Consider the following 20,532-nt stretch of genomic DNA (forward strand, 5'->3'; position numbering starts at 1 on the left):
CACCGCTTCTCCAAGACCCAGCAGGACGCGCTGCTGCCCTCGGTGGAGAACGGCTGGGTCACGCTCGTCGCGGCGACGACGGAGAACCCCAGCTTCTCGGTGATCTCACCGCTGCTGTCCCGCTCGCTGCTCCTCACCCTCGAGCCGCTGGAGGAGGAGGACATCCGCGAGCTGGTGGCCCGCGCGCTGTGCGACGAGCGCGGCCTGGACGGCCGGTTCGAGCTCGACGACGACGCCCTGGACCACCTCGTCCGGCTCGCCGGCGCCGACGCCCGCAAGGCGCTGACCATCCTCGAGGCCGCAGCGGGCGCCGCAGCAGCCGCCGAGGAGCGCCGCATCGACCTCGCGACGATGGAGCGGGCGATCGACGTCGCCGCCGTCCGGTACGACCGCGCCGGCGACCAGCACTACGACGTCACCAGCGCCTTCATCAAGTCGATGCGCGGCTCGGACGTCGACGCCGCGCTCCACTACCTCGCTCGGATGATCGTCGCGGGGGAGGACCCCCGGTTCATCGCCCGGCGCATCGTCATCGCCGCCGCCGAGGAGGTCGGCATGGCCGACCCGACGGCGCTGCAGACAGCCGTCGCGGCCGCCCAGGCGGTCGCCCTCATCGGGATGCCCGAGGGTGGGCTCGTCCTCGCGCAGGCGGTGGTGCACGTCGCCACGGCACCGAAGTCCAACGCCTCCTACCGGGCCATCGGGGAGGCGATCGCCGACGTCAAGGCCGGGAAGGCCGGCCCGGTGCCGCTCCACCTGCGCGACACCCACTACGCCGGGGCGAAGAGGCTGGGCCACGGCACCGAGTACGTCTACGCCCACGACGAGCCGCACGCCGTGGCGGCCCAGCAGTACCTGCCCGACGAGCTCGTCGGGCGCCGCTACTACGAGCCGCAGCCGCGCGGCCTGGAGCGTGACATCGCCACCCGCCTCGCCCGCATCCGGGACATCCTCGGCGGCCGCTGAGGCGGCACCCGTCGGTGGCGGTGTGGGGAAGGGGCGGGGCCTGGTAGGATCTTCCGGTTGCCTGCGGGCACACCCTGGGGTCTCAGCCTTCGATGGTCGGCCCCGCGCGCCGGGAGGACCCTCCCGCCCGCGTGACGTCACAACGACAGGAAGAACCAACACGTGAGCAAGAACAACCAGGCACGGTCGCGCCGCCAGGTGCGCCTGTCCCGCGCCCTCGGCATCGCGCTGACCCCCAAGGCGGTCAAGCACTTCGAGAAGCGTCCCTACGGCCCCGGTGAGCACGGTCGCGCCCGCCGCCGCCAAGAGTCCGACTACGCCGTGCGGCTCAAGGAGAAGCAGCGGCTGCGGGCCCAGTACGGGCTGCGCGAGGTCCAGCTCCAGCGCGTCTTCGAGGAGGCCCGCAAGGAGTCCGGCCTGACCGGTGAGTCGCTCGTCGAACTGCTCGAGATGCGCCTGGACGCCCTGGTCCTGCGGGCCGGCTTCGCCCGCACCATCGCCCAGGCCCGCCAGGCCGTCGTGCACCGGCACATCCTCGTCGACGGCAAGCTCGTCGACCGTCCGTCCTTCCGGGTCAAGCCGGGACAGGTCATCCAGGTCAAGCCGAAGAGCCAGACCATGGTCCCCTTCCAGATCGCCGCGGCCGGCGCCCACCGCGACGTCCTGCCGGACGTCCCGGCCTACCTCGACGTCCAGCTGGAGAAGCTCCGCGCCGAGCTGGTGCGCCGCCCCAAGCGTGACGAGGTCCCCGTCACCTGCGACGTGCAGCTCGTCGTCGAGTACTACTCGCGCTGACCGAGCCGGACGAGAGCCGTCCGCGCCCCGGGCACCGGCCACGCCGGTCCCGGGGCGCGCCCATCTCCGGGTAGCCTTCCGGAAGCGCACTCGCCAGCCCAAGGAGCCTGCACATGAACATCGGCGACATCGCCGGGATCGTGGCCGCCGTCGCGTTCCTCGTCCTCGTGGCCTTCCTCGCCGTCCCCCTGCTCAAGCTCGGCAGGGTGCTGGACGCCGCCACCGACTCCGTCCGTGAGCTCACCGCCCACACGGTGCCGGTCGTCGACGAGGCCGCGGCGACGATCGCCGCGAGCAACGCGCAGATCGAGAAGGTCGACACCGTGACGACGGCGGCCGCCGAGGTCTCGCAGAACGTCTCGGCGCTCACCACCCTGGTCTCGGCCACCGTCGGCGGCCCGATCATCAAGGTCGCCGCGTTCTCCTACGCCGTGCGCCGCTTCTTCCGCCGGGGGTCCTGATGCGCCGGACCGTCGTCGTCGGGGCGACCGTCCTGGTCGTCGTCGTGCTCGCCACCCCCGCGGTGCGGCACCGGCTCAGCGCCGGGGTGGAGTCCGTCGCCGCCGAGCTGCGGGAGCGGGTCGCCGCCTTCCGCGCCGACTACGCCGCCCGCGAGGCAGAGCTGCGTGAACGCCTGCTCCCGGACGACGCCGACGTCGCGGCCGCCGCCGAGCGACGCCGCCCCGAGCACTCCTGACCTGCCCTCCCTTCGTCCCTTCCCACCCTGAGGTCCCATTGCGTACCGCCGAGATCCGCACCCGCTGGCTGGACTACTTCGCCAAGCACGACCACCACATCGCCCCGAGCGTCCCGCTCGTGTCACCGGACCCGTCGATCCTCTTCACCATCGCCGGCATGGTGCCGTTCATCCCCTACATCGTCGGGACCCAGGAGGCGCCGTGGCCGCGGGTGGCCTCGGTGCAGAAGTGCCTGCGCACGAACGACATCGACGAGGTCGGCCACACCACCCGTCACGGCACGTTCTTCCAGATGTGCGGGAACTTCTCCTTCGGGGACTACTTCAAGGAGGGGGCGATCACCTACGCCTGGGACCTCCTCACCACCTCCCAGGACGAGGGCGGTTACGGGCTGGACGGCGACCGCCTCTGGGTCACCATCTGGGAGCAGGACGCCGAGGCCTTCGACGCCCTCAAGCGGGTGGGGGTCGACGAGCGCCAGATCGTCCGCCTGACCCGGGAGGAGATCTTCTGGGACACCGGTCAGCCGGGCCCCGCCGGGCCGTGTGCCGAGTTCCACTACGACCGCGGCCCTCAGTACGGCCCGGACGCCGTCGGCGGCACCGTCGACCCGGGCGGTGACCGCTACCTGGAGATCTGGAACCTCGTCTTCGACCAGTACCTGCGCGGCGAGGGCAGCGGCAAGGACTACCCGCTGCTGCGCGAGCTGGAGAAGAAGAGCATCGACACCGGCGCGGGCCTCGAGCGGCTGGCCTTCCTGCTCCAGGGCAAGGAGAACATCTACGAGATCGACGAGGTGTTCCCGCTCATCACCACCACCCAGGAGCTGACCGGGCGGCGCTACGGCACCGGCACCGAGGACGACGTGCGGATGCGGATCATCGCCGACCACGTGCGCTCCTCCCTCATGCTCATCGGCGACGGCGTGCGCCCCGGCAACGACGGTCGCGGGTACGTGCTGCGCCGCCTCATCCGCCGCGCGGTGCGCTCGGTGCGCCTGCTCGGCGTGGACGAGCCGGTGCTGCCGCACCTCCTGCCGGTCGTCAAGGACGCCATGGCGCCCTCCTACCCTGAGCTCGAGCGCGACTTCGGGGTCATCAGCGAGGTCGCCTACGGCGAGGAGGAGGCCTTCCGCCGCACCCTGACCTCCGGGACGACCATCCTCGACACCGCCGTCCGCAAGGCGAAGGAGGCCGCCGGCGGTGGCCGGCCGAAGCTGTCCGGCGAGGACGCCTTCGCGCTGCACGACACCTACGGCTTCCCCATCGACCTCACCCTGGAGATGGCCGCGGAGCAGGGGGTGAGCGTCGACGAGCAGGGCTTCCGCGACCTCATGGCGGAGCAGCGCGAGCGTGCCCGCGCCGACGCGCTGGCGAAGAAGGCCGGGCACGTCGACCCCGCGCTCTACCGCGACCTGCAGGCCCAGCTCGGCGGCAACACCCTCTTCCTCGGCTACACCGACACGACGACCGAGTCGCGGGTGGTCGGCCTGCTCGTCGACGACCGGCCCGTCCCGACCGCCACCGCTCCGGCGAACGTCGAGGTCGTGCTCGACCGCACGCCGTTCTACGCGGAGGCCGGCGGCCAGCAGCCCGACCACGGCACCATCCGCCTCCAGGACGGCGGCATCATCGAGGTCGACGACGTCCAGGCGCCGATCACCGGGCTGACCGTGCACCGCGGTCGCCTCGTCGAGGGCACCGCGACGGTCGACGAGGCCGCCGTGGCGATGATCGACACCGATCGTCGGCGCGCCATCGCCCAGGCGCACAGCGCCACCCACATGGTGCACAAGGCGCTGCACGAGTCGCTGGGGGAGCAGGCCACCCAGGCCGGCTCGGAGAACGCGCCCTCGCGGCTGCGCTTCGACTTCCGGCACGGCTCCCAGGTGCCCGTCAGCGTGCTCGGGGAGATCGAGGAGCGGGTCAACACCCAGCTCGTGGAGAACCTCGAGGTCACCGACGAGGTCATGGACCTCGACGACGCGCTCGCCTCCGGCGCGATGGCGCTGTTCGGCCAGAAGTACGGCTCGCGGGTGCGGGTGGTGTCGATCGGCGGGGACTGGTCCAAGGAGCTGTGCGGGGGCACCCACGTCCCGAGCACCGGCCACATCGGGCGGGTCACCCTGCTCGGGGAGTCGTCCATCGGGTCGGGCGTGCGCCGCGTCGACGCCCTCGTCGGCACCGGCGCCTACAGCCACCAGGCCAAGGAGCGCGCTCTGGTCAGCCAGGTGACGAGCCTGCTCGGCGGACGCCCCGAGGACCTGCCCGAGCGGGTGTCCAACCTCATGTCGCGGCTCAAGGCGGCGGAGAAGGAGCTGGCGGCGCTGCGCCGCCGCGAGCTGCTCGCCGCCGCCGGGAAGGTCGCCGACACCGCCCAGGACGTCGACGGCACCCTCGTCGTCGCGCACGACGCCGGTGCGGTGTCCGGCGGGGACGACCTGCGCACCCTGGCCCTCGACGTCCGCGGCCGCCTCGGCGAGGCGCGCCCCGCCGTCGTCGCCGTCGCGGGCACGAGCAACGGACGGCCCGCCGTCGTCGTCGCCACCAACGCCGCCGCCCGGGAGCTCGGGCTGCGTGCCGGACAGCTCGCCCGCACCGCCGCCGGCCGCCTCGGCGGTGGCGGGGGCGGCAAGGACGACGTCGCTCAGGGCGGCGGGACGGACGCCGCCGCGGTGCCGGCCGCGCTGGAGGACCTTGTCGCCGACGTCCGGGGTGTGGTTGCTCGATGACGGACCCGGAACCGGCCACCCGGCGCGGGGTGCGGCTCGGTGTCGACGTCGGCGCGGTCCGGGTGGGCCTCGCCCGCAGCGACGTCGACGGCCTGCTCGCCACACCGGTGGAGACGGTGGGCGGGGACCGGGCCGCCCAGCTGCACCGCATCGCCGAGGTCGCCCGTGAGGTGGCGGCCGTCGGGATCGTCGTCGGGCTGCCCCGGCAGCTCTCCGGTGCCGAAGGGCGTGCCGCATCCCTCGTGCGGGAGTACGCTCGTGACCTTGCACGGGTGTGTGCCCCCGTGCCCGTCCGGCTGGTCGACGAGCGGCTCACCACGGTCAGCGCCCACCAGGCGCTGCACCGGTCAGGTCGTCCCGGTCGACGCCACCGGGCGGTGGTCGACCAGGTCGCTGCCGTGATGATCCTGCAGTCGGCCCTGGACCAGGAGCGCCGGACCGGTCACCCGGCGGGGGAGCTCGTCGACCAGCGAAGGGAGGCGGAGTCGTGAGCGACCTGTTCGACCAGACGCTGCTGGCCGACGAGCCGCGATCCGAGTTCCAGCGGCGCCGAGACCGCCGGGAGCGCGCCCAGCGGCGCCGTCGTCGCCGGCGGCGCACCATCATCGCCGTCGCGCTGAGCCTGGTCCTCGTCGTCGGCCTCGGCGTGGGCGGCTTCGTCGTCATCCGACCACTGCTCGAGGGCCGCGGCGACCGCGAGGTCCAGGACTTCCCCGGGCCCGGCAGCGGCAGCGTGTCGGTGACCATCGAGCAGGGCGCCACCGGCACCGCGATGGCCGACACCCTGGTCGAGGCCGGGGTGGTGGCCTCCCGGGAGGCGTTCGTCCAGGCGTTCAACGCCAACCCCGACGCCGCGCAGATCCAGCCCGGCACCTACGAGCTGCTCCGCGAGATGCGCGCCACCGACGCCGTCGGCGCGCTCCTCAACCCGGCCAACAAGTCCGAGCTGCGCATCACCGTGCCCGAGGGGTGGCGAGCGTCGCAGATCTTCGAGCGCATCGCCAGCGTCGCCCAGATCCCCGTCGAGGAGGTCGAGGCGGCGGCTCAGGACCGCGAGGCCATCGGCCTGCCCGAGCACGCGGCGGAGAACCCCGAGGGCTGGTTCGCCGCGACCACGTACATCCTCGAGCCCGACGCCGACGCCACCGAGATCCTCCGGGCCATGGTCGAGCAGACGAAGAGCACCCTGGAGTCCCTCGGCGTCCCGCCGGAGGACCAGCACGAGGTGCTCACGCGCGCCTCGATCATCGAGCACGAGGTCAACCGCGACGAGGACCGCGGCAAGGTCGCCCGGGTGCTGGAGAACCGGCTGCAGAACTGCAGCGGCGACGGCCTCATCGGGATGGACTCCACCATCAACTACGGCGTGGGACGCTCCGGCGGGGTCCCTGAGCGCTCCGAGCTCGACAACGCCGACAACCCGTACAACACGCGCATCCACCCCGGCCTGCCGCCCACCCCGATCGGTGCCCCCGGCGTCGCGGCGATCGAGGCCGTGCTCGACCCGCCCGAGGGCGACTGGTGCTACTTCGTCACCGTCGACCTCGACACCGGCGAGACCCGCTTCACCGCGGACTACCAGGAGCACCTGGCCAATCAGGAGCTCTTCCGCCAGTGGCTGGCCGACAACCCGACCGACGACACCGACGAGGGCTGAGCGTGACCGGCGAGGTCCGGGGCGGCGCCGTGCTGCCCACCTACGACGAACATCCCGCGGGCACCCTGCCCGACGGCGCCCGCCGGGCGGCGGTGCTCGGCAGACCCATCGCGCACTCGCTGTCCCCGGTGCTCCACCGGGCGGCCTACGCCGCCCTCGGCCTGGACTGGGTGTACGGCCGGGCGGAGGTCGACGAGCCGGAGCTGGCGGGGGTCGTCGCCGCGCTCGACGCCGAGTGGGGCGGGCTGTCCCTGACGATGCCGCTCAAGCACGTCGCCCTGGAGCTCGTCGACGTCGTCGAGCCGCTGGCCGAGGTCGTCGGGGCGGTCAACACCGTCATCGTCCAGCCCGGCGCCGGGTTGCTCGTCGGCGCCAACACCGACGTCCACGGGATCGTCGCCGCGCTGCGGGAGGCGGTCGGGCAGGAGGACTGGCGACCGGACGGCGCGGTCGTCCTCGGCGGCGGCGCCACCGCCGCCTCGACGCTCGCCGCTCTCGCCGAGCTCGGTGTCACCGACGCACTCGTGCTGGTGCGCAATCCCGCCCGGGCGGGCGCCCTGCTGCGCGCCGCGCACCGGATGGGGGTGCACCCCACGGTCCGCCGGTGGACCTCGGTCGAGCAGGCCGCCGACGCCGCGTGCACGGCGGGCGTCACCGTCTCCACCCTGCCCGCGCACGCCGCGGACGAGCTCGGGGACCACCTCGCCGCCCGCGCCGCAGGCCGCACCACCGGCCGGGTGCTCCTCGACGTCGCGTACGACCCGTGGCCCAGCCGCCTCGCTGCGGGCTTCGCCGCCGGTGGGGGCGCCGTGGCGCCCGGGTGGGCGATGCTCCTGCACCAGGCCGTCGAGCAGGTACGCCTGATGACCGGGCACCCGGCCCCGGTCGACGCGATGCGAGCCGCGCTCACCGAGTCGCTCGCGGTCCGTGGCCGCTGAGCAGACCCTCCAGTGGTGGCGGCGCCCGGCGGTCGTCGCAGCCCTGTGCGTCGCGGCCGCCCTCGCGACCGTCGTGCTCCACGGGTGGCGCACGGACCTGCCCGCCGCGGTGCTGCTCGCCGTCGTCGGTGTGGTCCTCGCCGTGGAGGACCTCGCCGACCATCGGCTGCCCAACGCGGTGCTGGCACCCACCGCCGTCGCACTCACCCTGCTCCTCACCTGCGCCGCCCTGGTGACCGGTGCCTGGGCCGACCTCGCCCGTGCCGGGGTGGCCGCGCTGGTGTGCGGGGCCGGGTACCTCGCGCTGGCGCTGCTGCGGCCCACCGGGCTGGGCATGGGGGACGTCAAGCTCGGGGCGCTGCTCGGCGCCTGGCTGGGCTGGCTCGGCTGGGACGCGGTGGTCACCGGCACGCTCCTCGGCTTCGTCGCCGGCGGGGTCGTCGGGCTGCTGCTCGTGCTCACCGGCCGGGCGTCCCGCTCGACCGCGATCGCCTTCGGGCCCTGGCTGCTCCTCGGCGCCGCACTCGCCGGCGTCCTCACCGTGCGCGTCGGGCCGGTGCTCGGGCTGTGACCGGCGCGGTGCCACCCGCCTGCTGGACGCGCCTGCGGTGAGGTGGGCACGCCGTGGCAGGATGCCAGGCATGCGTTGGTTGACAGCAGGGGAGTCGCACGGCGAGGCCCTCGTCGGGGTTCTCGAGGGCGTACCGGCCGGGGTGGAGATCACCACCGACGACATCCGCGCCGTGCTCGCCCGGCGGCGCCTCGGCCACGGCCGCGGCGCCCGGATGAAGTTCGAGCAGGACGAGGTCCGGCTCCTCGGGGGGGTCCGGCACGGTCGCACCATGGGTGGGCCGGTCGCCGTCGAGATCGGCAACACCGAGTGGCCCAAGTGGCAGACCGTCATGTCCCCCGACCCGGTCGACCCCAGCCTGCTCGAGGTGGACGCCGGCACCGGTGACCACCGCGAGCTGGCCCGCAACAAGCCGCTCACCCGGCCCCGCCCGGGACACGCCGACCTCGTCGGGATGACGAAGTACGCGCTGGACGACGCCCGCCCGGTGCTCGAGCGGGCCAGCGCCCGGGAGACCGCCACCCGTGTCGCCCTCGGCGCCGTCGCCGCCGCCGTCCTCGAGCAGGTCGCCGGGGTGCGGCTGGTCTCCCACGTCGTCGCGGTCGGCCCGGTCGAGGTGCCCGACGACGCCCCGGCCCCCGGGCCGGAGGACGTCGCCGGCCTCGACGCCGACCCCATCCGCTGCTTCCACCCCGAGACGTCGGCGGCGATGGTGGCCGAGATCGACGCCTGCCGGAAGGACGGCGACACCCTCGGCGGGGTCGTCGAGGTGCTCGCCTACGGCATGCCCCCGGGCCTGGGCACCTTCGTCCACGGCGACCGCAAGCTCGACGCCCGGCTCGCCGGCGCCGTCATGGGCATCCAGGCGGTCAAGGGCGTGGAGATCGGTGACGGTTTCCGCACCGCCCGGCGCCGTGGCTCCGTCGCGCACGACGAGATCGTCCGCGACACCGACGGCCTGCGCCGGGTGACCAACCGCGCCGGCGGTGTCGAGGGCGGTATGAGCAACGGTGAGGTGCTCCGGGTGCGCGCCGCGTTCAAGCCGATCTCCACCGTGCCGCGGGCGCTGCAGACCATCGACGTCACCACCGGTGAGGCCGCGACCGCGATCCACCAGCGCTCCGACGTCTGCGCCGTGGCCCCGGGCGCCGTCGTGGCCGAGGCGATGGTCGCGCTCGTCCTCGCCGACGCGCTGCTGGAGAAGACCGGGGGCGACTCGGTCGCCGAGTGCGCCCGCAACCTTGCCGCCTACCTCGCCGCGGTTCCCGAGGCCATGCGATGAGCGCCGCCGCGCTGCGTGCCCGGGTGGTCCTGGTCGGGCCACCCGGTGCCGGCAAGACCACCGTCGGCCACGAGCTCGCCCGCACGCTCGGCCTCGAGCTGCGCGACACCGACGAGGACGTCGAGCGCACCGAGGGCCGCTCGATCAGCGACATCTTCATCGAGGACGGGGAGCCCTACTTCCGCCGCCTCGAGCGGGACGCCGTCGGGCGCGCCCTGGCGGAGCACGACGGCGTCGTCGCCCTGGGCGGTGGTGCCGTCGAGGACCCGCAGACCCGCCAGACCCTCCTTCGCGTGCCGGTCGTCTACCTCGAGGTCTCGATGGCCAAGGCGCTGCCGCGCGTCGGCCTCTCCGGCGCGCGCCCGCTCCTCGTCGAGAGCCCCCGCCGACGCTGGAAGGCGCTGCTCGACGCCCGTCGGCCGCTGTACGAGGAGGTCGCCGGGCTCGTGGTGAACACCGACTCCGAGCCGGTGCCCAGGCTCGCCACCCTCATCGCCGAGGCCCTCGAGCGGGGCGAGCTGCGCCCGAAGGTGACGGCATGATCGCGGCCCGGGTCCCGGTCCGGGCCGAGCACGACTACGAGGTGCTCATCGGACGCGGGCTGGAGGCGGAGGTCACCACCGCGGTGGGCAGCGAGCCGCGGCGGGTGCTGCTCGTGCACCAACGGCCGCTGGCGGAGCGGGCCGCCCGGCTCCGCACCGCGCTGGCCGACGCCGGGCACGAGGTCCTCCTCGCCGAGGTCCCCGACGGGGAGGAGGCGAAGACCGCCGCCGTCCTCACCGACCTGTGGTCCCGGCTCGGGCGGGCCGCGTTCACCCGTCAGGACCTCGTCGTCGGCCTCGGCGGCGGAGCCGTCACCGACCTCGCCGGGTTCGTCGCCGCCTCCTGGCTGCGCGGGGTGGCCGTCGTCCAGATCCCCACCACCCTGCTCGGCATGGTCGACGCCGCGGTCGGGGGCAAGACCGCGATCAACACGCCCGAGGGGAAGAACCTCGTCGGTGCCTTCCACTCCCCGCGCGCCGTGGTGTGCGACCTCGACACCCTGGCCACCCTCCCGCCGGACGACCACGCCGCCGGCCTGGCCGAGGTGGTGAAGTGCGGGTTCATCGCCGACGGGCGCATCCTCGAGCTCGTCGAGGCCGACGGGGGAGCGGCCGCGCGCGACCCCGGCTCACCGGTGGTCACCGAGCTGGTCCGCCGCGCCGTCGCCGTCAAGGCCGAGGTGGTGTCCGCCGACCTGCGGGAGGCAGGGCGCCGGGAGTTCCTCAACTACGGCCACACCCTGGGGCACGCGATCGAGCTGTGCGAGGACTTCCGCTGGAAGCACGGGCACGCCGTCTCGGTGGGGATGGTCTTCGCCGCCGAGCTCGCCCGCGCCGCGGGTCGCCTCGGGGACGACGACGTGGAGCGCCACCGCGCGGTGCTCACCGCGCTCGGGCTGCCGGTGACGTACCGCCAGGACCGCTGGCCGCAGCTGCTCCAGGCCATGGGCCGGGACAAGAAGACCCGCGGCGCCACGCTGCGCTTCGTGGTCCTCGACGGCATCGGCCGCCCCGGCCGACTCGAGGGCCCCGCGCCCGGCCTGCTGGAGCAGGCCTACGCGGCCATCGCCTGAGCGCGCGCCGACGAATCCGACGGCGTGCGGCAAGGGTGGGGCCTTGATGGTCGTGGATCAAGGCGTTAGGCTTGAGCAATGTTCGTCGTGACGGTGGACCAGAAGGGCAGCCGGAGCCGCGGTGACGCCGTGCCGGCCCTGCTCGACGCCGTCGCGGCATGGCGGAGCGGGCAGGACGTCGACCCGTTCGTGCTGCCCCTGCAGCGCACGGTGGGGGACGAGGTCCAGGGCGTGCTCGCCGACGCCCGGGCCGTCGTCGGGCTCGCCCTGCTCCTCCAGCGTCTCGGCGGCTGGAGCGTGGGGATCGGCGCCGGGCCGGTGCACGAGCCGCTGGCCGAGACCGCCCCGGCGAGCGCGGGGGAGGCCTTCGTGCTGGCCCGCACCGCGGTCGAACGGGCGCGCGGCCGGACGGGGAGCGTCCCGCTCGCCGTCGCAGGGGCCGACGCGGACGCCGCCGACCAGGCCGAGGCGCTGCTCCAGCTGCTCGCCGCGGTCGTGCGGCGGCGCACCGCCGCCGGCTGGGAGGTGGTCGACCTCATGGCCGAGGTCGCCACCCAGCGGGAGGCCGCCGAGCGGCTGGGGATCACCGCCCAGGCGGTGAGCCAGCGGCTCGACACGGCGCTGTGGCACGAGGAGCAGCGGCTGCACCCCCTCGCGGCGCGGCTGCTGCGGGAGGCGGAGGCAGGATGACCTGGGCAGCGGTCGGTGTCGTGGCGGGGGCGCTGGCGCTCTCGGTGCTCCTGGGGCGGGTGGTCACGGTCCTCGTGCTGCGCCGGGTGGAGTCCGAGCCACCGGGGAACGGCGTGCTCCGTGGCGGCGCGTGGATCGGCATGCTCGAGCGGGCCGCGATCACCGGCGCCGTCCTGGCCGGTTTCCCGGAGGGGATCGCCGTCGTGCTGGCCGTCAAGGGGCTGGGGCGCTACCCCGAGCTGCGGGAGAGCCACCCCGACCGGCGCAGCCCCGCCGCGGAGCGGTTCATCATCGGTACGCTCATCTCCTACACGTGGGCGGGCGGGTGTGCCCTGCTGGGTGTCTGGGCGCTGCACGCGTTAGGCTGACTGGCGCTCATTCCCCGACACGCAAGGACTTCTCAGTGGCAACCACGAACGACCTGAAGAACGGCATGGTGCTCGTCATCGACGGGCAGCTCTGGTCCGTCGTCGAGTTCCTCCACGTCAAGCCCGGCAAGGGCCCCGCCTTCGTGCGGACCAAGCTGAAGAACGTGCTGTCCGGCAAGATCGTGGACAAGACCTTCAACGCCGGTGTCAAGGTCGAGACGGCCACCGTGGACCGCCGGGAGATGCAGTACCTCTACCAGGACGGCGCCGACTACGTGTTCATGGACACGAGCACCTACGACCAGCTCACCGTGGGTGGGGACGTCGTCGGGGACGCGGCCAACTTCCTCCTCGAGGGCCAGAACGCCACCGTCGCCATGCACGAGGGCCAGGTCCTCTACATCGAGCTGCCGGCGTCGGTCGTCCTGGAGATCACCTACACCGAGCCCGGTCTGCAGGGCGACCGCTCCTCGGCCGGCACGAAGCCCGCCACGGTGGAGACCGGGTACGAGATCCAGGTGCCGCTCTTCCTCGAGACGGGGACGAAGGTCAAGGTGGACACCCGCACCGGGGAGTACCTCGGCCGCGCGAACGACTGATGGGCGCACGGAGCAAGGCACGCGAACGCGCGGTCTCCGTCCTGTACGAGGCCGACCAGCGCGCACTGGCGGGGCTGGACGTCGAGCTGCGCGAGCTGCTCGCCGAGCGGCTGGAGCGCACCACGGCCCAGACGGCCCTGCCGCAGTACGCCGTCGAGATCGTCGAGGGGGTCGCCGACCACGCCGCCGAGATCGACGAGCTCATCACCACCTACGCCCAGGACTGGACGCTGCCGCGGATGCCCGCGGTGGACCGCGCCATCCTGCGGCTGGGGGTGTGGGAGCTCATGTACAACGACGACGTGCCGGGCCCCGTCGCCGTGGACGAGGCGGTGGCGCTGGCCACCAAGCTCTCGACCGACGAGTCGCCGCGCTTCGTCAACGGCCTGCTCGGCCGCATCCTCGAGCTCGAGGCGGGCGGACGGGACTGACCTCCTGCCACGGGGCGGCACCCAGGCGGGTGCCGCCCCTCGTCGTCCCTGCAGCCGGACGACCGCGGCCACGCCTGACCCGTCCGCCGCGTCCAGAATTCAAGACACCTGCCCCCGATCGGGGGCTTTCGTCTTCACCAGGGGGTCACCGGGGAGTAATGTTCCCGCCCACCGGGTCAACGGCGCCCCACCGCTGGTAAAGAACAGGTGAAGACGAAAGGACAACCTGATGGGGCCGATCCACGGGAGCCCACCGCAGTCCGGAGCGCCGCCACGGCAGGGGCTCTACGACCCTGCCTACGAGCACGACGCCTGCGGGGTGGCGTTCGTCGCCACCCTGCGCGGTACTCCGGGCCGCGACATCGTCGACGCGGGCCTCACCGCGCTGGCCAACCTGGCCCACCGCGGCGCCGTCGGCGCGGAGGAGGACACCGGCGACGGTGCCGGCATCCTCCTCCAGGTCCCCGACGCGTTCCTCCGTGCCGTGCTCCCCTTCTCCCTGCCGGAGCCGGGCCACTACGCCGTCGGGATGGCGATGCTCCCCGGCGGCCAGGGCGCCTCCGCCGAACGGGCGACCGCGGTCGCCGCCGTCGAGCGGATCGCGGCCGAGGAGGGGCTGCACGTCCTGGGCTGGCGCGAGGTGCCGGTCGACCCGCTGGTCGTCGGCCCCACCGCCCGGGCGGCCATGCCCGCCCTGCGGCAGCTCCTCGTCGCCGACGCGGCCGGCACCCGGCACGGGATCGCGCTCGACCGGCTCGCCTACCGGCTGCGCAAGCGCGCCGAGCACGAGGTCGGGGTGTACTTCGCCTCCCTCTCCGCCCGCACCCTGGTGTACAAGGGCATGCTCACCACCGCCCAGCTCGCCCCGTTCTTCCCCGACCTCACCGACCCCCGGCTGGTGAGCACCCTGGCGCTCGTCCACTCCCGCTTCTCCACCAACACCTTCCCGTCGTGGCCGCTGGCCCAGCCCTTCCGGCTCGTCGCCCACAACGGGGAGATCAACACCGTCCGCGGGAACCGCAACTGGATGGCGGCCCGCGAGGGCGTGGCCTCCTCCGAGCTGCTCGGCGACCTCGAGCCGCTGCTGCCCATCTGCCCACCGGACGCCAGCGACTCCGCCTCCTTCGACGAGGTGCTCGAGCTGCTCCACCTCGCCGGACGCTCCCTGCCCCACGCCGTCCTCATGATGATCCCGGAGGCGTGGCAGAACCACCCCGACATGGACCCCGCCCGCCGGGCGTTCTACGAGTACCACGGCGCGATCATGGAGCCCTGGGACGGGCCGGCCGCCATGGCGTTCACCGACGGCACACTCGTCGGGGCCGTCCTGGACCGCAACGGCCTGCGCCCCGCCCGCTACTGGGTCACCACCGACGGCCTGGTCGTCCTCGCCTCCGAGTCCGGGGTGCTCGACCTCGACCCGGCGACCGTCACCCGCAAGGGGCGCCTCGAGCCGGGCCGCATGTTCCTCGTCGACACCGCGGCCGGCACCATCGTCGACGACGACGAGCTCAAGGCCGAGCTCGCCGCCGCGCAGCCCTACGCCGACTGGCTCGCCGAGCACACCCTCCATCTCGCCGACCTGCCCGAGCGGGAGCACGTGCGCCACTCCCGCTCCTCGGTGGTGCGCCGCCAGCAGGTGTTCGGCTACACCGAGGAGGAGCTGCGCATCGTCCTGGCGCCGATGGCCCAGACCGGTGTGGAGGCCCTGGGGTCGATGGGCACCGACACCCCGGTGGCGGTGCTCTCCAGCCGTCCCCGACTGCTCTTCGACTACTTCACCCAGCAGTTCGCCCAGGTGACCAACCCGCCGCTGGACGCGATCCGCGAGGAGCTGGTGACCTCGCTCGGCGGCGCGATCGGCCCCGAGCCCAACCTCCTTGCCGAGATCCCCGAGCACGTGCGCAAGCTCGTCCTGCCCTTCCCGACGATCGACAACGACCAGCTCGCCAAGATCGTCCACATCGGGTCGGCCCGGGCCGGGGGCGGGCTGCGCTCCGTCGTCATCTCCGGGCTCTACCCGGTCGCCGGCGGGGGTGCCGCACTCGAACAGCGGCTGGAGGAGATCTTCGCCGAGGTGGACGCCGCGATCGAGAACGGGGTGAGCTTCATCGTCCTGTCCGACCGCCACTCCACCGCCACCCTGGCGCCGATCCCCTCGCTGCTCCTCACCGCGGCCGTCCACCACCACACGCTGCGCCGGCGCGCCCGCACCAAGATCAGCCTCCTCGTCGAGGCCGGGGACGTCCGCGAGGTCCACCACGTCGCCCTCCTCATCGGGTACGGTGCGGCCGCCGTCAACCCCTACCTCGCCATGGAGAGCGCCGAGGAGCTCGTCCACGCCGGCGCCGTCACCGGCGTCACCCCCGAGGAGGCGGTGCGCAACGTCATCCGCGCGCTCGGCAAGGGCGTGCTCAAGGTGATGAGCAAGATGGGCATCTCCACGGTGGCCTCCTACCGCGGCGCCCAGGTGTTCGAGTCGCTCGGGCTGTCCCGTGAGCTCGTCGACCGGTACTTCACCGGCACCCCCGCCCCGCTCGACGGCGTGGGCCTCGACGTGCTCGCCGCCGAGGTGGCCGCCCGGCACGCCACCGCCTACCCGCCGTCGGGCATCTCCCCGGCGCACCGCAGCCTGCCCGTGGGCGGGGAGTACCAGTGGCGCCGCGAGGGCGAGCCGCACCTCTTCGACCCGGAGACCGTCTTCCGGCTGCAGCACGCCACCCGCAGCCGCCGCATGGACATCTTCCGCGACTACACCCGCCGGGTGGACGAGCAGTCCGAGCGCCTCATGACGCTGCGCGGCCTGTTCCGGCTGCGGCAGGACCACCCGATCCCGGTCGAGGAGGTCGAGCCGGTCAGCGAGATCGTCAAGCGCTTCTCCACGGGTGCGATGTCCTACGGGTCGATCTCCGCCGAGGCACACGAGACGCTCGCGATCGCGATGAACATGCTCGGCGCGAAGTCCAACACCGGCGAGGGCGGTGAGGACCCCGACCGGCTGCACGACCCGCGCCGTCGCTCGGCGGTCAAGCAGGTCGCCTCCGGGCGGTTCGGCGTCACCGCCGAGTACCTCACCAACGCCGACGACATCCAGATCAAGATCGCGCAGGGCGCCAAGCCGGGGGAGGGCGGCCAGCTGCCCGGCCCCAAGGTCTACCCGTGGATCGCCGGCACCCGGCACTCCACCCCCGGCGTCGGGCTCATCTCCCCGCCGCCGCACCACGACATCTACTCCATCGAGGACCTCGCCCAGCTCATCCACGACCTGAAGAACGCCAACCCGCGGGCCCGTATCCACGTCAAGCTCGTCAGCGAGGTCGGCATCGGGACCGTGGCGGCGGGCGTGGCCAAGGCGCACGCCGACGTCGTCCTCGTCTCCGGGCACGACGGCGGGACGGGCGCCAGCCCGCTCACCTCGCTCAAGCACGCCGGCGGGCCGTGGGAGCTCGGGCTGGCCGAGACGCAGCAGACCCTGCTGCTCAACGGGCTGCGCGACCGGATCGTCGTGCAGACCGACGGGCAGCTGAAGACCGGGCGGGACGTCGTCGTCGCGGCGCTGCTCGGTGCGGAGGAGTTCGGCTTCGCCACCGCCCCGCTCGTCGTCGCCGGCTGCGTCATGATGCGGGTCTGCCACCTCGACACCTGCCCGGTCGGCATCGCCACGCAGAACCCCGAGCTCCGTGCCCGCTACACCGGCCGGGCGGAGCACGTCGTCGCCTTCTTCGAGTTCATCGCCCAGGAGGTGCGCGAGCTGCTCGCGTCGCTCGGGCTGCGGTCCATCGACGAGGCGGTGGGCCGGGTCGACCTGCTCGACACGGCCGCCGCGGTGGGGCACTGGAAGGCCGCCGGCCTCGACCTGTCCCCGATCCTCGCGGCCGTGGACCCCGCCCCCGGCACCGCACGGCGCTGCGTGCGCGCCCAGGACCACGGCCTGGACCGGAGCCTGGACGTCACCCTCCTCGAGCGGGCCCGCCCCGCGCTGGAGGACGGCGAGCCGGTCCGCATCGACCTGCCCGTGCGCAACGTCCACCGCACCGTCGGCACCCGCCTCGGCCACGAGGTCACCCGCCGCTACGGGGCCGCCGGCCTGCCGGACGGCACGATCGACATCACCCTGCGCGGCACCGCCGGCCAGTCCTTCGGCGCGGTCCTGCCTCCGGGCATCACGCTGCGCCTCCTCGGCGACGCCAACGACTACGTGGGCAAGTCGCTCAGCGGCGGGAGGATCGTCATCCGGCCCGAGCTGGAGTCCCGGCTCACCGCCGCCGAGAACACGGTCGCGGGGAACGTCATCGGCTATGGCGCAACCTCGGGTGAGCTCTTCCTCTCCGGGCGGGTCGGGGAGCGCTTCTGCGTGCGCAACTCCGGGGCCACCGCCGTCGTCGAGGGGGTGGGCGACCACGCCCTGGAGTACATGACCGGCGGCACCGTCCTCATCGCCGGGCCCACCGGCCGCAACCTCGGCGCCGGGATGTCCGGCGGCACCGCCTACGTCCTGGACCTCGACGAGCGGAGGGTCAACGCCCCGGCGCTGGCCGACGGCGAGCTCCTCGTCGTCGCGCTCGACGCCGAGGACCGCTCCATCGTCCTCGACCTGCTGCACCGCCACCACGAGCACACCGGGTCGGCCGTTGCCGCCGGGCTGCTCGCCGACCCGGACGCCGCCTGCGCCCGCTTCGTCAAGGTCCTGCCCCGCCGTTTCGCGGCCGTCTCCGCCGCCCTCGCCGATGCGGCCCAGGAGGGGCTGGACGTCGGCTCCCCGGACGTGTGGAACACCATCCTGGAGGTGTCCAATGGCTGACCCCACCGGCTTCCTCAAGTACCGCGAGCGGGAGCTGCCGGCCCGCCGTCCGGTGCCGGTCCGCATCCTCGACTTCCACGAGGTCTACGAGCGCCGCCAGGCCGACGCCGCCGCCCTCACCCGGCAGGCCGGCCGCTGCATGGACTGCGGCGTGCCGTTCTGCCACGCCGGGTGTCCGCTGGGCAACCTCATCCCGGAGTGGAACGAGCTCACCCGGCGGGGGGACTGGGACGCGGCGATCGGCCGGCTCCACGCCACGAACAACTTCCCGGAGTGGACCGGACGGCTGTGTCCCGCGCCCTGCGAGAGCGCCTGCGTGCTGGGTATCAACCAGCCCGCGGTGACCATCAAGCACATCGAGCAGTCCATCGCGGACACCGCGTGGGACCTGGGGCTCGTCACCCCGCAGGTCCCCGACCGGCAGACCGGGCGGACGGTGGCCGTCGTCGGCTCCGGTCCCGCCGGCCTGGCCGCCGCACAACAGCTGAGCCGTGCGGGGCACACCGTCGCGGTGCTCGAGCGCGACGACCGCATCGGCGGCTTGCTCACCTACGGCATCCCCGACTTCAAGATGGAGAAGCACCAGGTCACCCGGCGGGTGGCGCAGATGGAGGCCGAGGGCACGGTCTTCCGCACCGGCGTCGACGTCGGCACCGACGTCACCGGCGAGGAGCTGCGCGAGCGGTACGACGCCGTCGTGCTCGCCCTGGGCGCCACGGTGCCGCGCGACGTCCCCGTCCCGGGCCGGGAGCTGGACGGTGTCCACTTCGCCATGGACTACCTCGTCCAGTCCAACCGCGCCGTCGCCGGGGAGGAGCTCCCCGACCAGGTCGTGGCGACCGGGAAGGACGTCGTCATCATCGGCGGCGGCGACACCGGCTCCGACTGCTTCGGCACGGCCAGGCGGCAGGGCGCCCGCTCCGTCACGCAGGTGGACATCAACGTCCGCCGCAGCGAGGAGCGGACCCCGGACGAGCCGTGGCCGATGGACCCCCGGGTCTTCACCGTGTCGACCTCCCACGAGGAGGGCGGTGAGCGCGTCTTCGGCACCGGCACCCTCGAGCTCCTCTCCGACGGGTCGACCGGTCCGGGCCGGGTGAGCCACGTGCGGGTCGTGGAGGTCGTACGCCACCCGGACCGCAGCGTCACCCCGATCCCCGGAACGGAACGCGTCCTGCCCGCCCAGCTCGTGCTCATCGCCATCGGCTTCGAGGGGGTGCCGCGGGACGGCGTCGTCGGCCAGCTCGGGGTGGAAGTCGACGCGCGCGGGCGCATCGTCCACGACGAGACGTTCGCCACCTCCGTCCCCGGCGTGTTCGTCGCCGGGGACGCCGCCCGCGGGCAGTCGCTCATCGTCTGGGCGATCGCCGAGGGCCGGGCGTGCGCGGCCGCGGTGGACGAGTTCCTGGGCGGCGACTCGGGTCTGCCGGTCCCCGTCACGGGGTCGAGCGCTCCGATCGGCGCCGACATCACCCCCGTGGGCCGGTAGCGACATGCTGTCCACGGGTCCGACGTCCCGGTCGTGCGCCCGGGTCCGGACGCTAGGCTGACACCCATGCGTAGAGCGAAGATCGTGTGCACCATCGGTCCGGCCACCGAGTCCGCCGACCAGATCCAAGCGCTCGTGGACGCCGGTATGGACGTGGCCCGGATCAACCGGAGCCACGGGTCTGCCGCCGAGCACGAGGCCGTCTACCACCGGGTCCGCGCCGCCGCCCAGGCCTCGGGTCGCGCGGTGGCGGTGCTCGTCGATCTCCAGGGTCCCAAGATCCGGCTGGGCCGCTTCGTCGAGGGCGAGGTCCAGCTCACCGAGGGGCAGACGTTCACCATCACCACCGAGGACGTCCCGGGCACCGCGGAGATCGCGTCGACCACGTACGCGGGCCTGCCCGGCGACTGCAAGCCCGGCGACCGGATCCTCATCGACGACGGCCGCGTGGCCGTGCGGATCATCGAGGTCTCCGGCCCGCGGGTGGTCACCCGGGTCGAGGTGCCCGGTCCGGTCTCCAACAACAAGGGCCTCAACCTGCCGGGGGTGGCGGTCAGCGTCCCCGCGCTGTCGGAGAAGGACAAGGAGGATCTGCGCTGGGCGATCCGGCTCGGGGCCGACGTCATCGCGCTGTCCTTCGTCCGGTCGGCCGCCGACATCGAGGACGTCCACGCGATCATGGACGAGGAGGGCCGCCGCCTTCCCGTCATCGCCAAGATCGAGAAGCCGCAGGCGGTGGACAACCTCGTCGAGATCGTCGGCGCCTTCGACGGCATCATGGTCGCCCGCGGCGACCTCGGCGTCGAGCTGCCCCTCGAGGAGGTGCCGCTGGTCCAGAAGCGCGCGGTCGAGCTCGCCCGCCGCAACGCCAAGCCGGTCATCGTCGCCACCCAGGTGCTCG

Annotated in this window: 19 protein-coding genes; all 19 read left to right on the top strand. The window is 73.6% G+C overall.

Translation table 11 applies throughout. The features are described 5' to 3' along the window. Positions 1–966: replication-associated recombination protein A (locus tag Q0195_RS02740; protein ID WP_299274195.1), on the top strand; the 966-nt coding region annotated here is incomplete at its 5' end. A 162-nt stretch (positions 967–1,128) separates the two neighbouring features. Beyond that, a complete protein-coding gene (gene rpsD, locus Q0195_RS02745) occupies positions 1,129–1,761 on the top strand; it encodes a 30S ribosomal protein S4 (RefSeq protein WP_299274198.1) in 633 nt (210 codons plus the stop codon). 113 nt (positions 1,762–1,874) lie between these two features. Next, positions 1,875–2,222 (top strand): DUF948 domain-containing protein, encoded by a 348-nt coding sequence (locus Q0195_RS02750; protein ID WP_299274200.1) that lies wholly within the window; start codon positions 1,875–1,877, stop codon positions 2,220–2,222. After that, complete coding sequence (locus tag Q0195_RS02755) at positions 2,222–2,458, top strand: hypothetical protein (RefSeq protein ID WP_299274203.1); 237 nt, start codon at positions 2,222–2,224, stop codon at positions 2,456–2,458. The genes Q0195_RS02750 and Q0195_RS02755 overlap by 1 nt, the downstream gene beginning before the upstream one ends. Positions 2,459–2,496: 38 nt before the next feature. Continuing rightward, a complete protein-coding gene (gene alaS, locus Q0195_RS02760; RefSeq protein WP_299274205.1) occupies positions 2,497–5,190 on the top strand; it encodes an alanine--tRNA ligase in 2,694 nt (897 codons plus the stop codon). Beyond that, positions 5,187–5,681, top strand: a complete 495-nt coding sequence (gene ruvX, locus Q0195_RS02765) for a Holliday junction resolvase RuvX (RefSeq protein WP_299274208.1) — start codon at positions 5,187–5,189, stop codon at positions 5,679–5,681. The genes alaS and ruvX overlap by 4 nt, the downstream gene beginning before the upstream one ends. Continuing rightward, positions 5,678–6,847 carry an endolytic transglycosylase MltG gene (gene mltG / locus Q0195_RS02770; RefSeq protein ID WP_299274210.1) on the top strand — a complete coding sequence of 390 codons (1,170 nt, stop codon included), beginning with the start codon at positions 5,678–5,680 and terminating at the stop codon, positions 6,845–6,847. The genes ruvX and mltG overlap by 4 nt, the downstream gene beginning before the upstream one ends. Positions 6,848–6,912: 65 nt before the next feature. After that, positions 6,913–7,785, top strand: coding sequence for a shikimate dehydrogenase (locus Q0195_RS02775; RefSeq protein WP_299274241.1), 873 nt, complete (start codon positions 6,913–6,915; stop codon positions 7,783–7,785). Further along, entirely contained in the window at positions 7,775–8,356 is a 582-nt protein-coding gene (locus tag Q0195_RS02780) for a prepilin peptidase (protein WP_299274213.1), read from the top strand. The genes Q0195_RS02775 and Q0195_RS02780 overlap by 11 nt, the downstream gene beginning before the upstream one ends. 70 nt (positions 8,357–8,426) lie before the next feature. Continuing rightward, positions 8,427–9,638, top strand: coding sequence for a chorismate synthase (gene aroC / locus Q0195_RS02785; RefSeq protein WP_299274216.1), 1,212 nt, complete (start codon positions 8,427–8,429; stop codon positions 9,636–9,638). Beyond that, entirely contained in the window at positions 9,635–10,180 is a 546-nt protein-coding gene (locus Q0195_RS02790) for a shikimate kinase (RefSeq protein ID WP_299274218.1), read from the top strand. The genes aroC and Q0195_RS02790 overlap by 4 nt, the downstream gene beginning before the upstream one ends. Then, complete coding sequence (gene aroB / locus Q0195_RS02795) at positions 10,177–11,253, top strand: 3-dehydroquinate synthase (RefSeq protein ID WP_299274220.1); 1,077 nt, start codon at positions 10,177–10,179, stop codon at positions 11,251–11,253. The genes Q0195_RS02790 and aroB overlap by 4 nt, the downstream gene beginning before the upstream one ends. A 78-nt stretch (positions 11,254–11,331) precedes the next feature. Beyond that, entirely contained in the window at positions 11,332–11,943 is a 612-nt protein-coding gene (locus tag Q0195_RS02800; protein WP_299274222.1) for a hypothetical protein, read from the top strand. Further along, a complete protein-coding gene (locus Q0195_RS02805; RefSeq protein WP_299274225.1) occupies positions 11,940–12,311 on the top strand; it encodes a hypothetical protein in 372 nt (123 codons plus the stop codon). Before Q0195_RS02800 ends, Q0195_RS02805 begins: the two co-directional genes overlap by 4 nt. Positions 12,312–12,346: 35 nt before the next feature. Further along, positions 12,347–12,910 (top strand): elongation factor P, encoded by a 564-nt coding sequence (gene efp / locus Q0195_RS02810; protein WP_299274227.1) that lies wholly within the window; start codon positions 12,347–12,349, stop codon positions 12,908–12,910. Continuing rightward, on the top strand, positions 12,910–13,341 hold the full coding sequence (gene nusB / locus Q0195_RS02815) for a transcription antitermination factor NusB (RefSeq protein WP_299274230.1): 432 nt from the start codon (positions 12,910–12,912) through the stop codon (positions 13,339–13,341). Before efp ends, nusB begins: the two co-directional genes overlap by 1 nt. 229 nt (positions 13,342–13,570) lie before the next feature. Beyond that, positions 13,571–18,142, top strand: coding sequence for a glutamate synthase large subunit (gene gltB / locus Q0195_RS02820; RefSeq protein ID WP_299274233.1), 4,572 nt, complete (start codon positions 13,571–13,573; stop codon positions 18,140–18,142). After that, positions 18,135–19,631: a glutamate synthase subunit beta gene (locus tag Q0195_RS02825; RefSeq protein ID WP_299274235.1), complete on the top strand. Its 1,497-nt coding sequence runs from the start codon at positions 18,135–18,137 to the stop codon at positions 19,629–19,631. Before gltB ends, Q0195_RS02825 begins: the two co-directional genes overlap by 8 nt. Positions 19,632–19,697: 66 nt before the next feature. Beyond that, positions 19,698–20,532: pyruvate kinase (gene pyk / locus Q0195_RS02830; RefSeq protein ID WP_299274238.1), on the top strand; the 835-nt coding region annotated here is incomplete at its 3' end.

The organism is uncultured Georgenia sp., from assembly GCF_937958535.1.
In the GTDB taxonomy this organism is placed as follows: Bacteria; Actinomycetota; Actinomycetes; order Actinomycetales; family Actinomycetaceae; genus Oceanitalea.

What these genes read in the sequence shown, in the direction of transcription:
- Q0195_RS02750 (WP_299274200.1), top strand. Translation starts at nt 1,875, where the DNA reads ATGAACATCGGCGACATCGCCGGGATCGTGGCCGCCGTCGCGTTCCTC.
- Q0195_RS02755 (WP_299274203.1), top strand. Translation starts at nt 2,222, where the DNA reads ATGCGCCGGACCGTCGTCGTCGGGGCGACCGTCCTGGTCGTCGTCGTG.
- ruvX (WP_299274208.1), top strand. Translation starts at nt 5,187, where the DNA reads ATGACGGACCCGGAACCGGCCACCCGGCGCGGGGTGCGGCTCGGTGTC.
- aroC (WP_299274216.1), top strand. Translation starts at nt 8,427, where the DNA reads ATGCGTTGGTTGACAGCAGGGGAGTCGCACGGCGAGGCCCTCGTCGGG.
- Q0195_RS02790 (WP_299274218.1), top strand. Translation starts at nt 9,635, where the DNA reads ATGAGCGCCGCCGCGCTGCGTGCCCGGGTGGTCCTGGTCGGGCCACCC.
- aroB (WP_299274220.1), top strand. Translation starts at nt 10,177, where the DNA reads ATGATCGCGGCCCGGGTCCCGGTCCGGGCCGAGCACGACTACGAGGTG.
- Q0195_RS02800 (WP_299274222.1), top strand. Translation starts at nt 11,332, where the DNA reads ATGTTCGTCGTGACGGTGGACCAGAAGGGCAGCCGGAGCCGCGGTGAC.
- Q0195_RS02805 (WP_299274225.1), top strand. Translation starts at nt 11,940, where the DNA reads ATGACCTGGGCAGCGGTCGGTGTCGTGGCGGGGGCGCTGGCGCTCTCG.
- nusB (WP_299274230.1), top strand. Translation starts at nt 12,910, where the DNA reads ATGGGCGCACGGAGCAAGGCACGCGAACGCGCGGTCTCCGTCCTGTAC.
- gltB (WP_299274233.1), top strand. Translation starts at nt 13,571, where the DNA reads ATGGGGCCGATCCACGGGAGCCCACCGCAGTCCGGAGCGCCGCCACGG.
- Q0195_RS02825 (WP_299274235.1), top strand. Translation starts at nt 18,135, where the DNA reads ATGGCTGACCCCACCGGCTTCCTCAAGTACCGCGAGCGGGAGCTGCCG.